This is a genomic window from Microcoleus sp. S28C3, assembly GCF_036700785.1.
Classification (GTDB): Bacteria; Cyanobacteriota; Cyanobacteriia; order Cyanobacteriales; family Microcoleaceae; genus Microcoleus; species Microcoleus asticus.
Genome location: NZ_JAUBPO010000079.1, coordinates 1 through 21,950, shown reverse-complemented (window position 1 = coordinate 21,950; position 21,950 = coordinate 1). Strand labels below are relative to the sequence as shown.

Here is a 21,950-nt window from a genome sequence, read left to right as displayed (position 1 = left end):
AAAGAAAGTCGAGTCGTGTACTATATAGAGTCTGGTATCCTCACTTACCCATAATTATTTTCATTCATCCCGTCCCCCTAGAGGGGAAGGGACTTTCAGTGCGGATGCCCCTAAATCACTATACTCAGCAAAAAGCTAGAAATGCCGTAACTCATGCCCACTATTCAGCAACTCATCCGTTCAGCACGGGAACAAACGCAGAAAAAAACCAAATCGCCAGCTCTCAAGAGTTGCCCGCAGCGCCGCGGAGTTTGCACCAGAGTGTACACGACCACCCCGAAAAAACCCAACTCGGCGCTGCGGAAGGTGGCTCGGGTACGGCTGACCTCTGGTTTTGAAGTGACAGCCTACATCCCAGGGATCGGTCACAACTTGCAAGAACACTCGGTAGTAATGATCCGGGGCGGTCGGGTAAAAGATTTGCCCGGAGTTAGATACCACATCATTCGCGGTACATTAGACACCGCTGGGGTCAAAGACCGCAAACAGGCTCGTTCCAAATACGGGGCCAAGCGTCCTAAAGAGAAAAAATAACCAGGATCTCGCCCGATCGGGGTTGGGAAGCAACAATAAATCCGATCGCGCCGATCGCACGCTCGATCATCATAGATCGAGATATGACTCCAAAACCCCAAACTCAATCATTCAAAATCAAAAATCCCCAATAGAACTATGTCTCGCCGCACAGTTATTCAAAAACGTCCTGTTCCGCCAGATCCAACCTACAACAGCCGGTTGGTAAGCATGATGGTGAGACGGATCATGCAGCACGGCAAAAAATCCGTTGCCTCCAGCATCGTCTACGACGCCCTTAAAACCATCCAAGAACGCACAGGGGCTGAACCGTTAGACTTGTTTGAAAAAGCAGTCAAAAACGCTACACCCTTGGTCGAAGTCAAAGCCCGCCGGGTAGGTGGCGCCACCTACCAAGTGCCGATGGAAGTGCGTTCCGATCGCGGTACGACCCTCGCCCTCCGCTGGCTGATTAGATTTGCCCGCGCCCGCACCGGCCGCTCGATGGCAGCCAAGCTAGCCAACGAACTGATGGATGCAGCTAACGAAACAGGCAGTGCCATTCGCAAGCGCGAAGAAACACACCGCATGGCCGAAGCTAACAAAGCTTTTGCTCACTACCGGTACTAACTGCTAAATCGGGCATGGAGAAGAGCGCGATCGTTCGGTATAAAAGCACCGGGCGAGAAATTGGCAAGTGTAAGTTTTGATTGTTGAGATTGCTTCCCTTGGCGCAGTTGCCCGATCGCGCAAGCAAACTCAAAACTCCCAAAATCAAAATTCACGCACTAAAAATTCACGCACTCTCTGAATCCTCCATGTCGCATCCTTAATATTTTTGTAAACAAATCTTGCAAAAAATATTAAAATGTAACAAGAAGCTCCAGGCACTGTTGTAATTTGCTGGGAGTGCAAAATAGGGTTTCTGTGTAGTATAATAGTATTATAACAGCAACACAAGATTAAGGAGGTAGCTGTGGCACGTACCGTCCCGCTAGAAAAAACTCGCAACATCGGCATCGCAGCCCACATCGACGCGGGCAAAACAACAACAACTGAAAGAATTCTGTTCTATTCAGGCATGGTTCACAAAATGGGTGAAGTGCACGAGGGAACAGCAGTCACTGACTGGATGGAGCAAGAGCGGGAGCGGGGAATTACAATTACTGCCGCTGCTATCACCACCAGTTGGAAAGATTACAAAATCAACATCATCGACACTCCCGGACACGTAGACTTCACGATCGAAGTCGAACGCTCGATGCGAGTGCTCGACGGAGTGATCGCAGTGTTCTGCTCGGTAGGGGGAGTGCAGCCCCAATCGGAAACAGTTTGGCGACAAGCAGATCGGTACAAAGTACCGCGGATCGTGTTCGTCAACAAAATGGATCGGATGGGCGCAAACTTCTACAAAGTCTACGGCCAAATTCGCGATCGAATGAGAGCGAACGCCGTACCCATCCAAATCCCGATCGGCAGCGAAGAAAACTTCCGGGGAATTGTAGACTTAGTGCAAATGAAAGCCTATATCTACAACAACGACACGGGAACCGACATCGAGGAAGTAGAAATTCCAGATGAAGTAAAAGAGCTAGCTGCAGAATACCGCACCAAGCTGATCGAGTCCGTAGCAGAAACCAACGACGCCCTCACCGAGAAATACCTCGAAGGCGAAGAGTTAACAGAAGCAGAAATTCGTGCAGCTTTGCGCGCTGGCACGATCTCTGGCACGATCGTCCCCATGCTCTGCGGTTCGGCGTTCAAAAACAAAGGCGTTCAGTTGTTGTTGGATTCAGTGATCGACTACCTGCCGTCGCCCTTGGAAGTTCCCCCAATTCAAGGACTCCTGCCCAACGGCGACACAGCAGAACGATTTGCAGACGACAATGCGCCCCTGTCAGCCCTGGCATTCAAAATCATGGCTGACCCCTACGGCCGCCTGACCTTCGTTCGCGTCTACTCGGGTATCCTCAAAAAAGGCACCTACGTCCTCAACTCCACCAAAGACAAAAAAGAGCGGGTGTCTCGCTTAATTGTCCTCAAAGCCGACGATCGGATAGAAGTTGAGGAACTGCGGGCAGGAGACTTGGGAGCAGCCTTGGGTTTGAAAGACACCTTCACCGGCGACACACTCAGCGAAGAAGGATCGCCAGTGATTCTGGAATCTCTGTTTATTCCAGAGCCAGTCATCTCGGTGGCTGTCGAACCCAAAACCAAACAAGACATGGAGAAGCTCTCCAAAGCCCTCCAGTCGCTCTCGGAAGAAGACCCCACCTTCCGAGTTAACGTGGACCCTGAAACCAACCAGACAGTCATCGCCGGCATGGGCGAACTGCACCTGGAAATCCTGGTAGACAGGATGCTGCGGGAATTCAAAGTAGAAGCCAACGTGGGTCAGCCCCAAGTAGCCTACCGCGAAACCATTCGCAAATCCGTCCGCGCCGAAGGTAAATTTATCCGCCAAAGCGGCGGTAAAGGTCAGTACGGTCACGTCGTGATCGAACTAGAACCCACCGAAGTCGGAAGCGGCTTTGAATTTGTCTCCAAAATTGTCGGCGGCACTGTACCCAAAGAGTACATCGGCCCGGCAGAACAAGGGATGAAAGAAGCCTGCGAATCAGGTATTGTAGCAGGATATCCCGTGATTGACCTCAAAGCTACTATGGTAGACGGGTCTTTCCACGACGTAGACTCCTCAGAAATGGCATTTAAGATCGCCGGTTCAATGGCGATCAAAGAAGCCGTGATGAAGGCGTCGCCCGTGCTGCTAGAGCCTATGATGAAAGTAGAGGTTGAAGTTCCCGAAGATTACATCGGGAACGTCATCGGAGACCTCAACTCGCGTCGGGGTCAGATCGAGGGTCAAGAGACGGATCAGGGGATTGCCAAAGTTTCTGTAAAAGTTCCACTAGCAGAAATGTTTGGTTACGCCACCGACATCCGCTCGAAAACCCAAGGTCGAGGCATCTTCACAATGGAATTCAGCCATTACGAAGAAGTGCCGCGAAATGTGGCTGAAGCCATCATCGCTAAGAACAAAGGTAACTAACGATTTTGAATTTTAGATTTTGGATTTTGGATGAAATCCAAAGTCTAAAATCTAAAATGTTAAAATCTAAAATCGCTAAAAGAAACAAGGAACAAATCGAGAATGGCACGCGCAAAATTTGAACGGACTAAACCCCACGTAAACATCGGTACGATCGGTCACGTTGACCACGGCAAAACAACTTTGACCGCCGCGATTACGATGACTCTCTCTGCACTAGGTCAAGCAAAGGCTAAGAACTACGCCGACATCGACGCCGCGCCTGAAGAAAAAGCACGGGGTATTACGATTAATACTGCTCACGTCGAGTACGAAACCACAGATAGGCACTATGCCCACGTTGATTGCCCCGGACACGCTGACTATGTGAAAAACATGATCACCGGTGCGGCTCAAATGGACGGCGGTATCCTAGTAGTGTCAGCAGCAGACGGCCCCATGCCTCAAACTCGCGAACACATCCTGCTGGCTAAGCAAGTTGGCGTTCCCAGCTTGGTTGTTTTCTTGAACAAGGAAGACATGGTAGATGACGCAGAACTACTGGAACTCGTCGAACTCGAAGTTCGCGAACTCCTGAGCTCTTACGATTTTCCGGGTGATGACATCCCTATCGTGACTGGTTCGGGATTGCAAGCTCTCGAAGCGATGATTGCTAACCCCAAGACCAAAAAGGGCGAGAATCCTTGGGTGGACAAGATTTACAAGCTGATGGAAGAAGTAGATTCTTACATCCCCACCCCAGAACGCGAAGTTGACAAGCCTTTCTTGATGGCAGTTGAAGACGTATTCTCGATTACTGGTCGGGGTACTGTTGCCACTGGTCGGATTGAGCGCGGCACAATCAAAGTCGGCGAAACAGTAGAAGTGATTGGCCTTAAGGACACTCGCAACACTACGGTGACTGGTGTGGAAATGTTCCAGAAGTCGTTGGAACAAGGCATAGCCGGCGACAACGTGGGTCTACTGCTGCGGGGGATTTTAAAGGAGGATATTGAAAGAGGCATGGTAATTGCCAAGCCCAAATCCATCAGTCCTCACACTCAGTTTGAATCTGAAGTGTACATCCTCAAGAAAGAAGAAGGCGGCCGGCACACGCCCTTTTTCTCTGGCTATCGCCCTCAATTCTACGTCCGTACCACTGACGTGACCGGCACGATCAACCAGTTCACCGCTGATGACGGTAGTGAAGCAGAAATGGTGATGCCCGGTGACCGGATCAAAATGACTGTTGAGTTGATTCACCCGATCGCGATCGAACAAGGAATGCGCTTTGCTATCCGCGAAGGCGGCCGCACCGTCGGCGCCGGCGTTGTTTCCAAAATCCTCAAGTAGGACTCCGATAACAGCTTAAATAGCAGAAAAGCCGCCAAATTAAATTAGGCTTTTCTGCTATTTAGTGATTAGTTATTAGTGATGAGTCCGCAGTTAGCAGTTAGCCCAAAAACAACTGCAAACAGGCAACAGACAACAAACAACAAACTGAACCTAGAAAATTCAAGAAACAAAAATGGCAACAATTCAACAGCAAAAAATTCGCATTCGCCTCAAAGCTTTCGATCGCCGAATTCTAGACGCATCCTGCGAAAAGATTGTAGATACAGCAAATCGGACAGCAGCCACAGCGATCGGCCCGATTCCCCTACCGACAAAACGGCGGATTTACTGCTTGCTGCGATCGCCCCACGTAGACAAAGATTCTCGCGAACACTTTGAAACCCGCACGCACCGCCGGATTATCGACATTCACCAGCCATCGGCCAAAACAATTGACGCTTTGATGAAATTGGATTTGCCAGCCGGCGTAGATATCGAAGTCAAGCTGTAGATTCAGTCATCGGAAACTCGAAAAGAAGGAACAAAGATTAAACAAATAGTTCCTTCTTTTTGTTTAAATTTCCCTATTCATTAGTTATTAGATATTAGTTATTAGTTAATAATCATCAATAATGTCTGCTCCGGCACGAACTTAAATAATTATTCTTAATTAAGGCGCGATCGCTACAAAAACGCTCCTTTAGCAGTCGCTATCATCGCCTTCAGTATCACTTAGTTCAGCAAAAAGGTATATTTAGCATTTTGACGAAATAACGCCTTTGTAAAGCTGCCAGCACGGGAGATAGCGATCCGTCGATCCCCTTGCCACCGGAAAAGCCCGATCGCTCCTGCCCCGGAATTGCATCAAATCAGTTAAAGTAAGAAAAAGAAGCGCAAGTACCGTCACTTTTGAGCGACAATGGCATCCTCTTCCTCTGTAGCAGTTCGCGAACTCCCCTTATTTCCGTTGCCGGAAGTGGTTCTATTTCCAGGTAGACCGCTGCCGCTGCAAATCTTCGAGTTTCGCTATCGAATCATGATGAATACGATTCTGGAGGGCGATCGCCGTTTTGGTGTACTCATGTGGGACCCCAACCAAAACAAAGTCTCTGCCGTCGGTTGTTGCGCCGAAGTGATTCACTGTCAGCGACTGCCCGACGATCGCATGAAAATTATGACCCTCGGCCAGCAGCGGTTCCGAGTGCTCGACGCCGTTCGGGAAAAACCCTATTTAGTCGGTCTAGTAGAATGGATTGAAGACGAACCGCCGCAAAAAGACCTGAGACCTTTGGGAAAAGATGTCGAACAACTGCTGAGAGATGTAGTTCGCCTCTCCAGCAAATTGATGGATCAGCCGATCGACCTGCCGGAAGACATTCCCAGTTTGCCTACAGAATTGTCCTACTGGGTAGCCAGCTACCTTTACGGTGCAGCGACAGAACAGCAAACTCTTTTAGAATTGCAAGATACTGCTGCGAGATTGGAACGCGAAACAGAAATTTTGACTTCTACTCGCAATCACTTGGCAGCCAGGACTGTACTTAAAGATACCCTCAAGTAGCCAATTTGCCTAGGAAAAAGCACGATCGGTTTTGCCTGCATTGAAGCAAGAATTACACACAAATCAAACGATTTTCGATTTTCGATTTTCGATTTTCGATTGGGAATGATTGATGAACTAAGGGTTCGGATCGCGGGCTGACAGTTCCATGATTTTTTGGAACTGCTAGCTGTTTAATCCTTAACTTCACACAGGTTCGGACAGGTTCTTTATAGCAGTAAATGCTTGTGTTAGAAAATCTCGACCAACCGAAACCATACGATGCAGTTAAAGGCGGTCAACTGCCGCCTCCTGTGGGCGGTGTCGTACTCGGCGGACTAGCAGGAGTTAAACACCGGCTGTCTAGTTCTGTCAGCGAACATCGAATCGCCGCCCTGACAGAGACATTGAATTACGGCGATGCAGGCTTAAAAATAGTTATCCAGATTTGTCAAAGCGAAACAGGGTCAGTGCAGCGGGCAGCCTGCGATTTGCTGCGAAAAAGACTGAGTTCGATCGCCCGCGAAAAATTACAGGCTTTTGTAGCTTCAAGTTCAGATTCAGAAGCTGAGGTAGACAGCACTCAAAAAATATTAGATCGCTCATCCGGTGCAGTCTCACAAAAAAATCACGATCGGGAGTTGTCCGAAGCACAGTTAATATTTGAGACAATTACGCAGCAGATACAACCAAATTTGTTGCTGTTAGAAGCATTGGTAGCATCTGTAGACCGCGAAGAATTTACCAGCGAACTGATGAATCTTTGGGAACTGTTAATCTTAGAAATTCAGGAACCTCTCAAAGAACTGCGTCAGGCTGTTGGCAGCGCGATTTCCGCCCAACTGCGCATTCAGTGGCAGTACAATCAAGCTGAATCTCAAGCCAATCAGTGGCAGCAGCGAGCTTTGCTAGCTCTTCAGAAAGAGGATGAAAATTCAGTTCGCCTCGCTTTGGTTCGCAAGCAGATTCAATTCGATCGGGCGGCAGAACTAAAAATTGACTTAGACGACCAAACTGTGCGAGTAGAAACCCTCAACCGCAACTTGCTGGCTTTGGAAAGTAAGATTGCTGAAGCTAATTCCAAGAAAGAGATCCTCAAGATGCAGCTTCATTTTGCTAGGGTACAAAAGCAAATAGATTTCACTTTCAGCCAAGTCAACAGTATATTTTTTAGTCCTTAGTTGTCGGATTCTCCGCTGATATATTGCCTAATCTCAGACTTGTCTGATGTAAAAGTGTATTGCCCCACTTAAAATTGCCTCATCTAGCTTAGCTCCTTGCAGATTAGCACCGCATAAAAATGCCCCGCTCAAATTAGCACCGCGCAAGTCAGCTTCACTCAAATCTGCGTACTCCAGGTTACTTTCACACAAAAATGCGCCTCTCAAACTTGCTCCCTTCAAACTCGCTCCCCGCAGTCTAGCATTGCTTAAATTGGCTTCGTTGAGGTTTGTATTGTCCAAGCAAGCATCTATGAGGTTGGCTTCCATAAGGTTTGCCCTATACAAGTTTGCACCGCTCAAATCAACACCAATCATTTTCGTATCGCTCAAGTTGGCGTTTGCCAGATTTGCCTCACTCATGTCAGCTCCTGTTAATCTCGCGAATCTTAGATCGGCTCTGCCACTCAAATCGATGCCCTCGAGTTTAGCCATCACTAGGCAAGCATTCTTGAGGTTGGCATCTATTAAGTTAGCCCAACTTAGGTCTGCTAAAGCTAAATTGACCTCCTTCAAATTCGCAGAGGCTAGATTAATGTGAATTAGAAAAGCTTTTGACAGGAAAGCGCCTATCAAATTGGCTTCGTGAAAATTTCTTTCTCCGGCTGCGTATCGCTTGAGAAGTTCATCAGCATTCATCTCGCCAGCCTCCTAAGTTTTACTTAAACTAAATTAATACTACATGACAGTACACTGTAACACCTCCGCAACCAAAAAATTTTAAAGTTTCTGTGTGATTTTTTAACACTTCGAGTGCCGATCGAACAAATGCTTGGCAGGCGTTAGCCTCAACGTCCATAAACAAAATATATTATCCAAAAAGAATTATACAACAGACAGCACATTGTAGCAACCAAAGATTTTTAAAGTTTCTGTGTGATTTTTTAATTCTTCGAGTGCCGATCGCACAAATGCTTGGGAGGCGTTAGCCTCAAAGTCCATAAAGAAAATATATTCTCCGAGCGATCGCTTAGTCGGTCTAGATTCAATCCGACTTAAATTAATACCGCGACTGGCAAATACTTGCAAAGGTTTTACCAGTGCTCCCGGCATATTGGCAGGTACGCTAAAAGCTAGTGAGGTATGGGTGCAATTAGACGGTGAAGCATCGAGGATCAACTTAGCAGCAGATTTTGTAATGGATTTAATCGATGAGGAATCGGCTGCTTCTACGTTTGCAATTTCTCCAACACTCGTGCTGAGTACCCAAAATCGAGTGTAATTATCGGGATAATCATTAATGGGGTGAGCTAACACTGGCAAATTGTAAAGTTCAGCAGCTCTTGGCGAAGAGATCGCCGCTACATTTCTATCTTCCAGATATTGTAATGCTTCCGTGGTTGAATTGGTCGGAATCAATTGAGCTGAGGGAATAAACTGCCCCAACCATAACTGACACTGAGCTAGGGCTTGCGGATGAGAGTAAACTTTTTGAATCTCGTTAATTTTTGTAGCATTAGACACTAGCGCGTGGGAAATTGGCAAAACTAAGGCGTGTTGAATGCGGAGTCGATCGAGTCGCCACAGTGTATCTAGGGTGACAGTCACGCTGCCTTCGATCGAATTTTCGACTGGCACAACTGAATAGTCTACCTGCCCTACGGCCGATGCCTCTAGCGCCTGGGAAATGGTGGAATAAGGACACAGGGTGCATTCAAAGTTAGTTTCTTGGCTCAACCAATTGACATAAGCTAGAGCCGCTGTTTCTGCATTTGTACCAACAGGGCCGAGATGTGCGATCGAAATTTTCATTTAGAGACAATTTTAGGTTACAAAAGTTTGCTTTACTCTCATCAGCTAGCAAGTATGATGAAAAACTAGCGATGTCCCGAAAGCTTTTATCAGTGATTTCTCGGTTGACATGGCTGGGGGCGTGACTTAGTGCGCGACTTATGTCACCTTAAAAAAGGTGATAGTTTATTAAGATATGCTTAGGAATCCTATATTTTGATATCTTCTCATGTATATCCGCTTTAATTCTTCCCAATCCGTTGAGATCGCCGTACCAGACGAACGGGTTCCCATTCAACATTATCTGCGCCAGCCGAGGCGACTGGTGAACGCCCTCGTCGATCAAAGTCGCACACAGCAGCTAAGCGATGACTGTTTCCGCCTGAAAATGCGACCGTTACAATTTATGATGCTGAGCATTCAACCCACCGTAGACATGAGGGTGTGGGCTGAGTCAGACGGCACAATCAATTTGGAATCCGTCGCCTGCGAAATTCGTGGGGTGGGTTACATAAACGATCGCTTTGCTCTCAATCTCAAAGGACAGCTTTGTGTACATCAAAGCAGCGGGGTAGCATACTTGAAGGGAAAAGCGGATTTGGAAGTCCAAGTAGAGTTACCGCCGCCGTTTTGGCTGACGCCCAAACCAATTTTAGAAGCAACGGGCAACGCTTTGCTCAAGAGTGTACTGCTGAGCGTCAAACAGCGGTTGATGCACCAGTTGCTCTTAGATTACCGCCGATGGGCAAGCAACCAAACTGAGGTAATCTCCAGCGAGATTCCCCAAATCTTATCTTTAGAAGGGTGAGATCATACTAGAGAAGCTGTTAATTAATTTATAGGCATATTTAGGTAAAAATTAGGCTAATTACCGAAAAATTAGTTAGATCAGCGAATTGCGTACCTTGAGCTTTGTTTGAGTTCGCCCGCAGGGATAGATAGATACCTGTCGGTCAGTCAAGATCGTTTTGAGTGAGCTCTCCATGTTCATCGTCTTCTATGATTCCCACACCCCGAGGCCAAGCAGTTGACTTGTCATTTAAAACTTCGTCCTTTTGGCGGAGTTCGCGCTGCGGTGACTTGGTTGCTTTGCTCGGTTGATTGGTTGCGCCCACCCGAATCCTGATTTTTGGCCCGGAATTGCCCAAGCGAATTGTCATCCCGTCCACAGCAGACACCTGAGCGATCGGTCTATCATCTACATAGGTGCCGTTAGCACCAAAATTAATAATTTCCCAGCCATTGGCGTGATTCCACAGCTCTACGTGGTGGCGGGAAACTACAGCGCTGTAAATAATTACATCATTGTCGTTCGATCGACCGATCCGAACCACCGATTCGGATTCAAAACACCAACTTTGAACTGGGACAGACTGGATAGGATGTAACAGAGTTAAGGTAATCACGGATGTTTTGACACTCCCCCGCCAGACAGAAACGGGGATGCTTCCAGATAGATTTTTGGGGAGAAAACTGCAAAAAATTTGATTTTCACAGGGGTGGTGGGTGCGTCACTATTGCTTCGTTCTGCTGTAAAAGTTGAAGTTTTGGCTGCTTGAGGCATTTGAACAAATTTTTGATCGTTAGCTTTTGGCGCAGGCGCAAATTTTTGCTTTCCTCGGTAACAACCAAACACCGTGTTATTAATCTGCTGAACTTCCCAGCGAGTGACGAATGTTGAGACCGCTTGATTAATTTTGTCTGGGATGGAGCGATTGCGCCGATGGGTGAGCGGCTCAATTCGATCGGCACAACCATTTTCCCGCGGACTAGCCCCATAATTCAACTCAGACCCGCACTGGTTGCACCGCTGATTCGAGTTCTCGATCTGTTGAGAGTCAACGAGCGACGAATCGCTGTTCGTGGATACAAAAGTTAACCAATTATTAATGCTGGGGTCTCTAGATAAAATACTTGTTGGTTGTATCAAACAGCATAGGTCTTTTTGAATTGCTAACATTTTCCTTATTGATGCGATACCTTTAAAATAGAATGCTTTGAGGATCACAGGAATTCTGAGCGAGAACGCCTCAATCTCCTAGACCGAAAATACAGATCGACCTTCCTCGGGCGCGCCACCCCCAAAATCCGATCGGCAATTAGTCGCAGGGCGATCGGGAAGGCCAAACTTCAACTCAAATCAGACTCGGGCGGGTCCGGATCTGGCCGGGCAGATTCATCCCTTTGCCGCTTCAACTCTGCAACTTTTTCTTGAGCTACATCCCTGACTTCTAGAGCTTTATCTTGGAATTTTTCCGCCAGACTTTGAGCGCCGCGCTTCACACCTGCCACATTTTTGAGAGTTCTGTCGAAATCTTCGTGTAAAAACTCTGCTACCAGACCGACTTTTTTGTGCAATCCCTCCGCGTACTGCACTGGCTCCGATACAGCAGCTTCAGAGACGATCGCCCGCTTGCTGCCGATCGTCGAAATAGCAGCCACCGGTAGCAAGTAAATCCCGTCTAAAACGCCGCGCCAGCCGCTCGATTTAAACAGGTAGTGGATCACTGTACCCGTCCGGGAATCAAATAGGTAGTCAACCACTGTACCTGCCTTATTCCCAGCGTCCGTGAGCACCTCAAGCCCGATCGGACATACAGCTTGTTCCGGCTGATGCAATTCCGGCAGTTCCGGGTTAATGGTGACAAAAACATTTTCGCCTACCGTATCAACTTGCGCCCAAGCGAACCAAGTTTTTTTGCTGCCCAAAAGTCCCGACTTGCAAGTAAAGCCGATCGCCCGCTGGGAGTGAGGATCGAGCCAAAGTCGATCGACCCTGCCGACCTCTTCCGCTGTTCTGCGGTCGATCGTGCGGCGGTTGAGCAGTTCGCTGCGCCTAACAATCTGTTGTGATGTACTCATAAATAAACTCCTGAGTGCCGCCTTTGAAAAATTTCGATCGTCCAAAGAGGCCGATTTAATATTCTTCTTCCGAATAATGGCGAGTATTGTCTGCCTCCGTTAAATCCTCCTCTTCCCTAGAAATGCCAACTTCTTTTTGGTCGGGAACAGGAATCGTGCTAATTTGCGCGCCGCCCGAGGGAGCGTGAATTTCCTTAGCCTCCCTTGGCTTGACGCTAATTTGTCCTAGCTGGACTGAAGACTGATTGGGGCCGACGTTGATTTGAATTTTCGGACCCGAGCGAGCCAAGTGAACGATCAGACCGTCCACAACCGGAACCTTAGCGATCGGCTTACCATCGAGGTAAGTGCCGTTGGTACCTAAATTGATCAGTTCCCAAGTTATGCCGCTGCGCCGCAATTCGATGTGGCGGCGAGAAACGACAGCGCTAAAAAGAACGACCTGGTTTTCGGTCGATCGCCCGATCCGGACGACCTGCTCGTCTTCAAAGATCCAACTGCGGACGGGTATAGACTGGAGTGGATGTAGCAAGGTCAGCTTAATCACATTGGCAGCATTGAGTTTTGGTAGAGCGCCTCAAGATGCGATTTTAGATTTTAGACTTTCGATCGCCCAATCCAAACTCGATCTAAGAGATTTGAAATAAAAACGTAACCAGGTCTCCTTTGCCAAGAGAGATGCGGTCTCCCGGTCGCAACCGGTGCCGGTTTCCCTTGGGCAGCGGAGTATTGTTGACGTAAGTACCGTTGGAACTGCCTACATCTTCTAGGTAGCAAGCATCTCCCTCCACCCGGAGATTTGCGTGTACGCGAGAAACTATCTCAGAATTAGCAAATCCGGAAACATCAATATCCGGCGGCACTAAGTCATTTGGCTTGCCTATGTGAACCACAGACAGACTGTGAGGCAATTCCATCGGCGTATTTGTCTGAACGTGTAGCAGGCGCGCCGACTGCTGTTGCAGTTGAGTTTTAGCTACACCTGGCTGTGGGGCCGGAACCGGGGGAGAGGTGTTTACTGGTGTCGCCACTGATTCAGTTGTAACAGGAACCGAGGGCGAAGGCGGGGACTCTGGAATCGTAGGAATGCTGGCGGGAGTTTTTTCCAAGTTGGGCCCATTATTTAGGGTAACTAGAGGTTCCATTGCCATCAAGGGTTCGCTTGGCGGTAAATCCGGCATTGGTGACGATACCACTGTGGGGCCCACAGGCGAGGGGGACGGTACTGTCACCCCAACTTCTGGGACTATGGAACCCGGACGCAAGTTAAAGCCGCACTGACCGCAAAACGCTGCATCTGTCTGAACAGCAGCACCGCAGTTCGAGCAACTTGCGGTAACAGGTAAAGGCGTGTAGCAAGCCTCGCACTGGCTGGCCCCGTCGGGGTTCTGGTGATTGCAATTGGGACAGACAATCATCGATTTCTCCTTGCTATCGGCCAGATTTTCAAATCAGCCTCATAAAAATAGTCGTGTATATGGTCAAATTTTAACTTTAACCGCCACAATTCTTATATTGCTTCGCTAATACTAGCAACTGAGCTGACGCCGTGAGGTTGGCGGTGATGGGGAAGATTGAGTTAGTGATACTGCTGACTGTGTTGGCAGTGGGCGGATATATCTGCTATTTTACTGCTTCGCCAGCAGCCGCATCGAGCAGCCACCAAAGTTCGCCCTCTGGTTGAACGAGTCTGGCTGGATAGGTCATTTCATCGGCTGCGGGGGCAAAAATTTGAGCTAGGGCAGGTTGTTTGCTGGCTCCTGCGACCATGAAGAGGACGCACCGGGCGCGGTTGATTAAGGGGACTGTAAAGGTGATGCGGGGTTGACCGTCTTTGTTGCCGACAGTTACTAGGGCGTCGCGGACTTGCAAGGCTGCTGTGCCGGGAAATAGAGAGGCTGTGTGGCCGTCGTCCCCTATGCCCAATAGAATGATGTCGAAAGCAGGAAACTCGCCGTCGGATACTTTGAAGAACTGCTGCAATTCGGTTTGGTGCGCCGAGGCGTCGGCTGCGGGGTCCCCGGCGCCTGTGGGCATGGGGTGGATGTTGCTGGCGGGGATATTTACTCGATCGAGCCAGGCTAGGCGCGCCATTTTTTGATTGCTGTCTGGGTGTTCTGGGGGAACGTAGCGTTCGTCGCCCCAAAAAACGTGAATTTTGTCCCAAGGGAGATCTTGAGCTGCGATCGCTCTGTAAAGCGGTTCGGGTGTGCTTCCGCCCGCTGCGGCGATCGTACAAACTCCGCGTTCTGCTATGGCTGCGTGGATTTTTGACAGGACAATCTCAAGCGTTCGAGCTATTAATTCTTCCCGATTTGCTAATACTTCTACTATTTTTTTCATTAATTTCCTCTCAACTTTCCTTGGGTGTTGTTCTGAGCAATTGTCAATTTTGCCTTAACATTTTGCTTTGAGGTCGATCGGCTGACACGTCCTGCAGACCGGGCACCACGTCGCCTCAAATTTTATCATCTTATGCCCCTTGATTGAGGAAAGCAAGACATATTTCTACCAGTGCGTTATGGATTTTCATCTGTTGCATTGATTTCGCAACTTTCAATCAAAAGTCCGATCGCACTGAAAGCATCTCTGCAGAGAGTAAAAATCGTTTTTTGGGAGTGATCCCGCACAGCAAAGTACATACATATAGCGAGACGATGGCACACGGACAGTAAAAGCACAACGGAGATGCTCCCGATCGCACTTACCCAGGGACAGCAAAAATAATCAAGATTGATGTGGTAGAGTAGGAAAAATAGTTTTAAATCCGCACGCTCGGATGGAAGCAAAACTATGTCAAGTTTTAAGCGATTTCCTACATCTGTCCGCTATCTGATAGCGCGGTTGCGCCACTGGTCGCAACCGGCGGTTTGGGCACCGTTAGCGGTGCTGTGTGCGGGGGGGGTATTTATCTGGGAGGTCTCTGTACATCCAGAAAGGTTGAGCATAGATGGCGAAGAAGAAGCAGCCTCAAACAATGCAGCTTCGCTGCCGGGGCTGTCTGCGGAAGATAGCGCCATTGCGGCTGAAATCGACAGCTTACCAGTGCTAGTCAATCAGTTAAATCGCTCTAATTCAGAGTTCGGTTTGTTAAATTCATCAGTAGTCAAAAGCCAAGGTTTATTTGAGCAAATTCGCGATCGGGGCTTAGTAATTCCTCAGCCATCTTCAGCCTCCAAGCAGGTGGCAAGAAACAGATTTTTGCCCTTGCCAAATTTAGCAGCAAATCCTGCTGTCGGGGCCGCAAACAATAACCCGCAAAATTCTAGCTTGGCAAGTTCAAACGCGACATCAGCTTTGAGTTTATCTGGCAGTGGGGAACCAATTTCCGCAATAAAAACGATCGAGCCTGAGTCTAAGGATACAGGGACAGCAACTTTATCGCAGGCGTCGAGTGGTGCTAATTCAGGCAAACAAAACGAAAATTCTCTTCCTTTGAGTCCGCTGCAAGCAGCTATGAAAAAATACGTCGTTGCTAACACTGCAGCAACGGCGGCTGCGGCTCAGAAAACAGCAGACTCGGCTAAATTGCTCGATCGACCGGCTTCGGCTGCGGCAAATGCGGCAAATGCGGCAAATGCGGCAAATTTGCTCCCAACTACCGCTACAGCTCAAGCTGGAGCAAATCCTGTGAATGTTCCCGCAGGACTTCCCCCACTTGTGGCTCCGACAAATACTGCGAGCGAGGAATCTCAAGAATTCTTAAAGCCAACAGCTACAGTCCCTGAATCATTTCCTGGGTTAAATTCCAGAGTACCGAACCTCCCCGAAATTAATGCAGGGGCTGCAACGGTGGCTTTGCCGAAAAATCCCTACCAAACTAATTTATCTGGTTCCGGCTTCGCACCTGAAGTTCAACCTGCTGCACTTCCAGTAGCCATACCTTCGCCAACACCTTTACTTCCCAATGTCGGTCAATCCCCCTTTCCGAGTACGATCGGGGGAAGCAAGATAATTAGCCCTCAATTCTCTCCCAATTCAGCGAATTCTCAATTTCAAACAGCTCCACAAAGTCAGCTTAACTTGCCGGATCAGCCTAACTTTGGAGTTGTTCCTCAAAACACAAATCAGGGCGTGCAGCCCATTCAACCTCAACCTTTTGCTACACCCCGCTCGCTGCCTCCGGGACGCTACATTGGCGGTGGCGAAATCAATACTTTTTCTAATCCTTAAATGAAGGAAGTTCGGCAACAAAAACGATAAGCCCAAGGGCATCTAAATTTTACAGTCAAGTTTGATGACATTCTGGCGGGGGGTCCCGCCCACCCGAAAAATACAACGCAAGCAAGATGCCCGACAGCTTATATCAATTCTCAATACTTAGGCTAGGCGGTTCCTGAGCGAAGTCGAAGAGCAGTACAAGTTGCCAATTACCTATTCCTAATGTTATTGGTAAAACTTACCTAGAGGCTGCCCGCACCAACAACAATCCCCCGATTCCCAAGCCAAACACGATCGGCAGCCAAGCCGACAGAATTGGAGTCAAAACAGCTTTCACCCCCATAGAACTGGTGATGAAAGAAAATACGTAGTAAGCAAAAATCACAACTACGCTAATACCAAAACTCGTTCCTCTGCCGGAGCGGCGCGGTTGAGTTCCCAAAGCTGCTCCCACTAAACCAAATACCATGCACACGAAAGGAAAAGCATATTTTTCTTGAATTCGCACCTTTAATTTGCGAATTTGCGGTTCGTCACCACTGTTCTTAATGATATCCAAACGCTCTACAGCTTGGGCAATGTTCATTTCCTTGAAATCCCGCACTCTGGCAGCTAAATCTAAGGGCGTGCGGGGGAGTTGCAACTGCTGGTGTTGAAACCTAACTATATTGCGGTAAGAGCCATCAGGAGCTACTATATAAGCGGTTCCGTTGAAAAAATCCCAGGTATTTTCTGAGGGATTCCAAGTAGCGGATTCTGAAGAAACGATTTGATTGAGGCCTGGAGTGGAGCGATCGATAATTGTTAAACCTTTCATTCGCTGGCCGTCAAATTGTTCTGCATAAAAAAAGCGGGCCAGGGTTTCGTCGCCACCTTTTTCTGGTTTGCGAAATTCTGTGTAGATAATATTTCTATCTTGAAATATCGGTTTTTCTCGCTTCAGGGCTCTGTCTAAAGTCACAGTAGCTCTGTAGCTGGCGGCGGGTACGACTAACTCTTGCAAACCAAAGGTGAAGCCGGCAACAATTAAACTCATAATCACTGCGGGCAGTATTAATCGGTAAACGCTAACTCCGCAACTGCGGAGGGCGATGAGTTCGCTGTCGCTGGACATTCGGCTGTAGGCCATTAAGGTTGCTAGCAGCATTGACATCGGGAAAGCCAATACTACGAAGTAGGGAATTTGCAGCAGAAAAATTTCTAGGGCTGCGCCGTAGGGGAGGCCGGATTCTGTTACTCTGCGGACTAATTCAAATAAGGCTCCAACTGTGACGGCGACGGATGTAAAGAGTCCGACGCCAAAGAGAAATGGCCCGATTAGTTCTTTGGTAATGTACCAGTCCATTACTGAAATTCTCGGCAGCCAGTTGATGGGATTCAAAGAATTGGATATTGCTATTTTCATAGTGGCGCGTTGTCGCAGATTGCTCCTCAATCTAACATCTAAAATCTCAAATTCGGTCGTTTGCCGAATGCCTTCAAAAGACTATCGCACGAAGCTGTCGCCCAAGTAATACTGCCGCACTAAAGGGTTGCTGTAGAGTTCTTCTTCAGCCCCGGAGGCTAAAATTTGGCCGTCTCGCATGATGTAGGCTCGATCGGTAATTTCGAGGGTTTCTCGGACGTTGTGATCGGTGATGAGGATGCCGATTTTGCGATCGCGCAGTTTGGCAATAATGGTTTGAATTTCGTCTACGGCGATCGGATCGACGCCTGCAAATGGTTCGTCTAAAAATAGGAACATGGGCCCGTCTCGCCCTGCGGCTAATGCTCTGGCTAGTTCAGTCCGTCGCCTTTCTCCCCCTGATATTTGAATTCCCAAACTAGATGCTATTTTTTCCAAGCGAAATTCTTGCAATAGGAAATCGACTCGATCGCGCCATTCCCAGCGCGGCACTTGAGTTTGTTCTAGGACTAACAAAATGTTGTCGCGCACGCTCATGTTCCGGAAAATGCTTGCTTCTTGAGCGAGATAGCCAATTCCCAAATGCGCTCGCTGGTGCATCGCCAATTTAGTAATGTCTAAATCGTTTAGCCAAACAGTGCCTTGATTTGGTTTTTCTAATCCGGTTGCTATGTAAAATGTTGTGGTTTTGCCGGCACCGTTGGGGCCGAGCAGTCCTACGATTTCTCCTTGGCTTACCGAAAGATTGACGCGACTGACTACATTGCGTTTTCCGTAAGATTTGTGAATATTTTCGAGTACAATTTTCATTTTCGCCGAGGCAACCTCTACAAGCTAAATTTCAGACTGCGGGTTTGTGCGATCGAGTCTCTAATTTAAATTTTACCTTTTCAATTTTGTTAGTTTTATAAAGACGAAATTTCGCATCTATCCCAAGTAGTATGTTTTGGCTGAGGCGAAATTTCGCTGCTGCGAGCCACTGTTACCGGGGGGCTGTAGTTGGACGTGGGGAGCCCACTGCATTTTGGGCTGCCGCATCTTGTTCCGGGGCAACCAGATAGACAGATTCTACCTGTCCTGGGTTGTCTGGCAGGGCAATAAACCGCCCTTCGTCGATGAGGTATGTTATGGTTTCGCCGCGCAGACTGTTGCCCTGCTGCAATACGTAAACATCTCCGCTGAGAATGATCCGGCGCTCGCGGCTGAAATATTGAGCTTGAGCAGCAGTTGCTTGTATTTGGCGGGCTGGATAGTTGATTTGGACGTTGCCGCGGGCTGTCACGATGCCGGTTTTGGAGTCGGCTTCTTGAATGTCCGATCGCACGCTGAGAGTGCGGGGCGGCCCGGCTTGCGGGTAAGTGGGAGAGGCGATCGCGCCTGCCAGAGTGAGGGGCAAAAGCAGCGATAATCCTTTGAATATTCGGGAATTGAGTAGTTTAGCGGAGGGCATCATAAGCTTGGAGCCTCAAAATTTGTGAAATTGCTGAAGGGTACGATCTCCAGTTAGGTATTTTATCTTAACGGCCAGAAAGATTTTCGCGCTTGTCGATCGATTGACCCGAGAGTCTCAACCAATTATCCTAGCAAGACAACAGCGAATTTAATTGGCTATTTTGCTGAGTGGCTGCAACTGTCTTAACCGAGAACGGGCAAGATGCTCGTTCCACAGCAAATCAATCTGCTTGTACAGCGGGCAAGAAAGCCAGCCCTTCTCTGTGTAAAGGTCAAGTCTGCAGCACACCTTAATACCAACATTTATTTAACCTTTATTTAACTTTTTGGTACTTTGATAATTCGCGGCAATTGCAAGCCTGCCACTTCTCTACCTGCGAACAACGGTACAAATTTAGCTACTTCTTCCGGGCCAGCTTGTTGCAAAGCGCTCAAAAGTTTAGCACTTTGTCCTAGCAACTCTTCAACTGCAATTCCGGAATAACTCGGCTGATAATAACTGAGCCGATTTATTCCTTCTCCCAGCAAGATTACCGCACCGCGCCAGTTTTGATTTCCTAAGTGATAAAGCGCGACCGCAATTTGCAATGTTCCCTGATAAAACTTTTTTTCCGGCTCGCCTGCTTCCATCCACAAAGCCTCTAAAGTATCGTGACAAGCGTAAAATTCTTGGCTGTTAAACTGTTCGATACCTTGCCAAAATTCGACTGGGATTTCATCTGTCATTCGATTGGATATTCGGGATTTTCGATGGCGAATGCGTGTTTGAGTAGGCGGCGATCGATTTCTTTTAAATAGCTTAGTCTTAAAAATAGGAAAAACAACGACCTGTTTTCAAAACTCCTGCCATTTCACGACCGCCTACTTAACCGATTACATAGTGTCTCTGACAGCTTGAATCTGATCCATTCCAATTTCCTGATTAGTTCCAGCGAAATCGTTATCTGGCGTCAGAAATAACATACAGTGACACTCTTTGCGCTCGCGCATGGGAATGCAGGGACAGTTCCAGTAGGCGGCTTTTACTTCAGCTTCTTTATCTTCGTAATGGCGACAAGGGCATAAGGGAGCACCTAGTTCATCCTTGTGTTTTGCTAGTCCTTCTATCACGACAGCAGTGACGGAAGGCTCGGAACAAAAGTATGTTCCCGTTCGCTTGGCGTAGGTTTCGGAGAAATTCTTCATCGCCTCCAAAGTTTTTTCGTTGGAGAGTTTAGATTTTTCTGTTGTGTTCATAGTTTAGGATCGGAGTTGGGGATGCTACGAGCTTTTGACAATTGTAGCGCAGAATGTGATTTTAAACACTTGTACATTTCTGTTTACTTACAAGGAAGAAAACCTTGACAAACATTGAGTTTTAGGTTGTTGGTTTTTTAGTGGTTTTTGTCTATCCCGGAGGGTGCGGGAAACTTGTGGCAGACCGGGTTTTTGGAGCTGCCAAAAGATTTTGGCGATCGATCGCCCTCAACAATCATCCCCCAAAGGGGATAAAAATCGGATAAGATAGCACAGCCCTGTCCCTGTTAGTGGCATCAGATGGCAACTTCCCCGAACCGCACCCGCACCCACAGCAAAAAATCTCCTCCCTCTGGGCTGATTTGGCCGGCTGACACCGAGTTAGTCGGATTAGTGTTTGAATTGACTCCCGCCGCTGCTAGCTATCTGTACGCGCAGTATGCTATAGGTTTGCACGCTTGGTTTTTAGGTCAAGTACAGCAAACCGATCCAGATTTATCGCAACTTTTGCACGATGAACAGTCCGAAAAAGCCTTTACTATTTCGGGATTGGAAGGTGATTTGCTCCCCGGTGGCAGAGAATTTCAGCTTTTGGGCGATCGAATTTATCGCTGGTACGTAACAGGACTTTCAAAGCGAGTAGTGCAGTGGCTGAGTCAGTGGCTGCAAAATTTGCCCGAAGAGATAGATTTGCGAAATGCTCCGCTGCTAATTCGCTCTTGGGATATTGCTTTGGAACCCACAACTTACCAGCAATTATTAACAGCAGAACCCCCATTGTCGCCAACCATCAAACTTAGTTTTGTCACTCCTACAAGCTTTCGTAGCAAAGGCCATCACTTCCCTTTGCCAGTTCCCGAAAATGTTTTTCACAGCTATTTGCGCCGCTGGAATAACTTTTCGGGGGTAAATTTTGACCAAGCAGAATTTTTGAATTGGATTGATGAAAATGCAATTATTAGCCGCCACAAATTGGAGTCGCAAAAGGTAGCGGCGGGCAAAAAAGGCATGGTAACGGGATTCACTGGGGCTGTGGAATTTGGGCTAGGGCGATCGGCTCACAATCGCCCTGATTTTGTACAATTATTTTATGCTTTGGGGCGGTTAGCGCCTTACTGCGGCACGGGCCACAAAACAACTTTTGGATTGGGACAAACGCGATCGCAATGGTTGACAGAAGCGCTACCTGAAGTGTCGATACAAAGCGTATTGGCGGCGCGAATAGATGAATTGACAGAGAAGTTTATGGCGCTGAGAAAGCGTACAGGCGGAAGTCGCGCTTCTGAGATTGCTGAAACTTGGGCGACGATTTTGGCGCGCCGGGAATTGGGGGAATCTTTGTTTGATATTGCTGCTGATTTGGAAATGCCTTATGAAACTGTGAAAACTTAGGAATGAAAAATAAATAACTTAATGAATTACTCAGGTTGAGGTACGGCTCGATAATTCCATTTGGGCAAATATTCG

At 47.9% G+C, this 21,950-nt stretch carries 24 protein-coding genes; 10 read left to right on the top strand and 14 right to left on the bottom strand.

The features are described from left to right. Positions 1-153: 153 nt before the first annotated feature. Together rpsL and rpsG are read left to right on the top strand one after the other, a co-directional pair. A complete protein-coding gene (gene rpsL / locus QUA13_RS22055; RefSeq protein WP_172186436.1) occupies positions 154-534 on the top strand; it encodes a 30S ribosomal protein S12 in 381 nt (126 codons plus the stop codon). 138 nt (positions 535-672) lie between these two features. After that, a complete protein-coding gene (rpsG, locus tag QUA13_RS22050; protein WP_006632196.1) occupies positions 673-1,143 on the top strand; it encodes a 30S ribosomal protein S7 in 471 nt (156 codons plus the stop codon). Here the strand turns inward: rpsG and QUA13_RS22045 are convergent. Continuing rightward, the gene (locus tag QUA13_RS22045; RefSeq protein WP_333201894.1) at positions 1,140-1,298 is read right to left on the bottom strand and encodes a hypothetical protein; all 159 of its coding nucleotides are present in this window, start codon (positions 1,296-1,298) and stop codon (positions 1,140-1,142) included. The two genes, rpsG and QUA13_RS22045, sit on opposite strands and share 4 nt — an antisense overlap. Positions 1,299-1,489: 191 nt before the next feature. Here QUA13_RS22045 and fusA point away from each other — a divergent pair, with 191 nt between their 5' ends. The 5 genes from fusA to QUA13_RS22020 all read left to right on the top strand — a co-directional run bounded on the left by fusA (position 1,490) and on the right by QUA13_RS22020 (position 7,597). Further along, positions 1,490-3,562 (top strand): elongation factor G, encoded by a 2,073-nt coding sequence (gene fusA / locus QUA13_RS22040; protein ID WP_172186438.1) that lies wholly within the window; start codon positions 1,490-1,492, stop codon positions 3,560-3,562. 102 nt (positions 3,563-3,664) lie between these two features. Continuing rightward, positions 3,665-4,894 (top strand): elongation factor Tu, encoded by a 1,230-nt coding sequence (tuf, locus tag QUA13_RS22035; protein ID WP_333201892.1) that lies wholly within the window; start codon positions 3,665-3,667, stop codon positions 4,892-4,894. Positions 4,895-5,069: 175 nt separating this feature from the next. Further along, a complete protein-coding gene (gene rpsJ / locus QUA13_RS22030) occupies positions 5,070-5,387 on the top strand; it encodes a 30S ribosomal protein S10 (protein ID WP_006632193.1) in 318 nt (105 codons plus the stop codon). Between the two features lie 408 nt (positions 5,388-5,795). Continuing rightward, positions 5,796-6,437: an LON peptidase substrate-binding domain-containing protein gene (locus QUA13_RS22025; RefSeq protein WP_006632192.1), complete on the top strand. Its 642-nt coding sequence runs from the start codon at positions 5,796-5,798 to the stop codon at positions 6,435-6,437. Between the two features lie 221 nt (positions 6,438-6,658). Beyond that, positions 6,659-7,597, top strand: a complete 939-nt coding sequence (locus QUA13_RS22020; protein ID WP_333201890.1) for a PspA/IM30 family protein — start codon at positions 6,659-6,661, stop codon at positions 7,595-7,597. Between the two features lie 33 nt (positions 7,598-7,630). Here the strand turns inward: QUA13_RS22020 and QUA13_RS22015 are convergent, their stop codons facing one another. Next, positions 7,631-8,275 (bottom strand): pentapeptide repeat-containing protein, encoded by a 645-nt coding sequence (locus QUA13_RS22015; protein WP_333201888.1) that lies wholly within the window; start codon positions 8,273-8,275, stop codon positions 7,631-7,633. A gap of 186 nt (positions 8,276-8,461) precedes the next feature. Next, on the bottom strand, positions 8,462-9,388 hold the full coding sequence (gene pheA, locus QUA13_RS22010; RefSeq protein WP_333201886.1) for a prephenate dehydratase: 927 nt from the start codon (positions 9,386-9,388) through the stop codon (positions 8,462-8,464). A 208-nt stretch (positions 9,389-9,596) separates the two neighbouring features. On the opposite strand from pheA, the gene QUA13_RS22005 reads away from it, so the two are divergent. Then, positions 9,597-10,175 (top strand): DUF1997 domain-containing protein, encoded by a 579-nt coding sequence (locus tag QUA13_RS22005; protein ID WP_333201884.1) that lies wholly within the window; start codon positions 9,597-9,599, stop codon positions 10,173-10,175. A gap of 145 nt (positions 10,176-10,320) precedes the next feature. On the opposite strand, the gene QUA13_RS22000 is transcribed toward QUA13_RS22005, so the two are convergent. The 6 genes from QUA13_RS22000 to pgl form a co-directional block, all read right to left on the bottom strand. Continuing rightward, the gene (locus QUA13_RS22000; RefSeq protein WP_333201882.1) at positions 10,321-10,773 is read right to left on the bottom strand and encodes an FHA domain-containing protein; all 453 of its coding nucleotides are present in this window, start codon (positions 10,771-10,773) and stop codon (positions 10,321-10,323) included. Continuing rightward, positions 10,770-11,327 (bottom strand): hypothetical protein, encoded by a 558-nt coding sequence (locus QUA13_RS21995; protein ID WP_333201880.1) that lies wholly within the window; start codon positions 11,325-11,327, stop codon positions 10,770-10,772. Before QUA13_RS21995 ends, QUA13_RS22000 begins: the two co-directional genes overlap by 4 nt. 170 nt (positions 11,328-11,497) lie before the next feature. Beyond that, positions 11,498-12,229: a PRC-barrel domain-containing protein gene (locus tag QUA13_RS21990; RefSeq protein ID WP_333186004.1), complete on the bottom strand. Its 732-nt coding sequence runs from the start codon at positions 12,227-12,229 to the stop codon at positions 11,498-11,500. A 55-nt stretch (positions 12,230-12,284) separates the two neighbouring features. Beyond that, positions 12,285-12,776 carry an FHA domain-containing protein gene (locus tag QUA13_RS21985; protein WP_172186325.1) on the bottom strand — a complete coding sequence of 164 codons (492 nt, stop codon included), beginning with the start codon at positions 12,774-12,776 and terminating at the stop codon, positions 12,285-12,287. An 82-nt stretch (positions 12,777-12,858) separates the two neighbouring features. After that, on the bottom strand, positions 12,859-13,647 hold the full coding sequence (locus tag QUA13_RS21980; RefSeq protein WP_333201878.1) for an FHA domain-containing protein: 789 nt from the start codon (positions 13,645-13,647) through the stop codon (positions 12,859-12,861). A 205-nt stretch (positions 13,648-13,852) separates the two neighbouring features. After that, a complete protein-coding gene (gene pgl / locus QUA13_RS21975; RefSeq protein WP_333201876.1) occupies positions 13,853-14,572 on the bottom strand; it encodes a 6-phosphogluconolactonase in 720 nt (239 codons plus the stop codon). A gap of 450 nt (positions 14,573-15,022) precedes the next feature. On the opposite strand from pgl, the gene QUA13_RS21970 reads away from it, so the two are divergent. Next, entirely contained in the window at positions 15,023-16,402 is a 1,380-nt protein-coding gene (locus QUA13_RS21970) for a hypothetical protein (protein WP_333201874.1), read from the top strand. A gap of 226 nt (positions 16,403-16,628) precedes the next feature. On the opposite strand, the gene QUA13_RS21965 is transcribed toward QUA13_RS21970, so the two are convergent. The 5 genes from QUA13_RS21965 to QUA13_RS21945 form a co-directional block, all read right to left on the bottom strand. Further along, positions 16,629-17,795, bottom strand: a complete 1,167-nt coding sequence (locus tag QUA13_RS21965) for an LptF/LptG family permease (protein ID WP_333201872.1) — start codon at positions 17,793-17,795, stop codon at positions 16,629-16,631. Positions 17,796-17,876: 81 nt separating this feature from the next. Continuing rightward, complete coding sequence (gene lptB, locus QUA13_RS21960) at positions 17,877-18,605, bottom strand: LPS export ABC transporter ATP-binding protein (RefSeq protein ID WP_172186330.1); 729 nt, start codon at positions 18,603-18,605, stop codon at positions 17,877-17,879. A 172-nt stretch (positions 18,606-18,777) separates the two neighbouring features. Next, complete coding sequence (locus QUA13_RS21955) at positions 18,778-19,248, bottom strand: LptA/OstA family protein (protein WP_172186331.1); 471 nt, start codon at positions 19,246-19,248, stop codon at positions 18,778-18,780. Between the two features lie 317 nt (positions 19,249-19,565). Beyond that, complete coding sequence (locus QUA13_RS21950) at positions 19,566-19,973, bottom strand: DUF309 domain-containing protein (RefSeq protein ID WP_333201870.1); 408 nt, start codon at positions 19,971-19,973, stop codon at positions 19,566-19,568. A 147-nt stretch (positions 19,974-20,120) separates the two neighbouring features. Beyond that, a complete protein-coding gene (locus QUA13_RS21945; protein ID WP_172186333.1) occupies positions 20,121-20,483 on the bottom strand; it encodes a ferredoxin-thioredoxin reductase catalytic domain-containing protein in 363 nt (120 codons plus the stop codon). 300 nt (positions 20,484-20,783) lie between these two features. On the opposite strand from QUA13_RS21945, the gene cas6 reads away from it, so the two are divergent. Continuing rightward, complete coding sequence (cas6, locus tag QUA13_RS21940; RefSeq protein ID WP_333201868.1) at positions 20,784-21,875, top strand: CRISPR-associated endoribonuclease Cas6; 1,092 nt, start codon at positions 20,784-20,786, stop codon at positions 21,873-21,875. Positions 21,876-21,950: the final 75 nt, after the last annotated feature.

Bases quoted from the DNA above. Each gene is read 5' to 3' on its own strand.
- rpsL (WP_172186436.1), top strand. From the start codon at position 154: ATGCCCACTATTCAGCAACTCATCCGTTCAGCACGGGAACAAACGCAG.
- rpsG (WP_006632196.1), top strand. From the start codon at position 673: ATGTCTCGCCGCACAGTTATTCAAAAACGTCCTGTTCCGCCAGATCCA.
- tuf (WP_333201892.1), top strand. From the start codon at position 3,665: ATGGCACGCGCAAAATTTGAACGGACTAAACCCCACGTAAACATCGGT.
- rpsJ (WP_006632193.1), top strand. From the start codon at position 5,070: ATGGCAACAATTCAACAGCAAAAAATTCGCATTCGCCTCAAAGCTTTC.
- QUA13_RS22025 (WP_006632192.1), top strand. From the start codon at position 5,796: ATGGCATCCTCTTCCTCTGTAGCAGTTCGCGAACTCCCCTTATTTCCG.
- QUA13_RS22020 (WP_333201890.1), top strand. From the start codon at position 6,659: ATGCTTGTGTTAGAAAATCTCGACCAACCGAAACCATACGATGCAGTT.
- QUA13_RS22015 (WP_333201888.1), bottom strand. From the start codon at position 8,275: ATGAATGCTGATGAACTTCTCAAGCGATACGCAGCCGGAGAAAGAAAT.
- pheA (WP_333201886.1), bottom strand. From the start codon at position 9,388: ATGAAAATTTCGATCGCACATCTCGGCCCTGTTGGTACAAATGCAGAA.
- QUA13_RS22005 (WP_333201884.1), top strand. From the start codon at position 9,597: ATGTATATCCGCTTTAATTCTTCCCAATCCGTTGAGATCGCCGTACCA.
- QUA13_RS21995 (WP_333201880.1), bottom strand. From the start codon at position 11,327: ATGTTAGCAATTCAAAAAGACCTATGCTGTTTGATACAACCAACAAGT.
- QUA13_RS21990 (WP_333186004.1), bottom strand. From the start codon at position 12,229: ATGAGTACATCACAACAGATTGTTAGGCGCAGCGAACTGCTCAACCGC.
- QUA13_RS21980 (WP_333201878.1), bottom strand. From the start codon at position 13,647: ATGATTGTCTGTCCCAATTGCAATCACCAGAACCCCGACGGGGCCAGC.
- pgl (WP_333201876.1), bottom strand. From the start codon at position 14,572: ATGAAAAAAATAGTAGAAGTATTAGCAAATCGGGAAGAATTAATAGCT.
- QUA13_RS21970 (WP_333201874.1), top strand. From the start codon at position 15,023: ATGTCAAGTTTTAAGCGATTTCCTACATCTGTCCGCTATCTGATAGCG.
- QUA13_RS21965 (WP_333201872.1), bottom strand. From the start codon at position 17,795: ATGAAAATAGCAATATCCAATTCTTTGAATCCCATCAACTGGCTGCCG.
- lptB (WP_172186330.1), bottom strand. From the start codon at position 18,605: ATGAAAATTGTACTCGAAAATATTCACAAATCTTACGGAAAACGCAAT.
- QUA13_RS21955 (WP_172186331.1), bottom strand. From the start codon at position 19,248: ATGATGCCCTCCGCTAAACTACTCAATTCCCGAATATTCAAAGGATTA.
- QUA13_RS21950 (WP_333201870.1), bottom strand. From the start codon at position 19,973: ATGACAGATGAAATCCCAGTCGAATTTTGGCAAGGTATCGAACAGTTT.
- QUA13_RS21945 (WP_172186333.1), bottom strand. From the start codon at position 20,483: ATGAACACAACAGAAAAATCTAAACTCTCCAACGAAAAAACTTTGGAG.
- cas6 (WP_333201868.1), top strand. From the start codon at position 20,784: ATGGCAACTTCCCCGAACCGCACCCGCACCCACAGCAAAAAATCTCCT.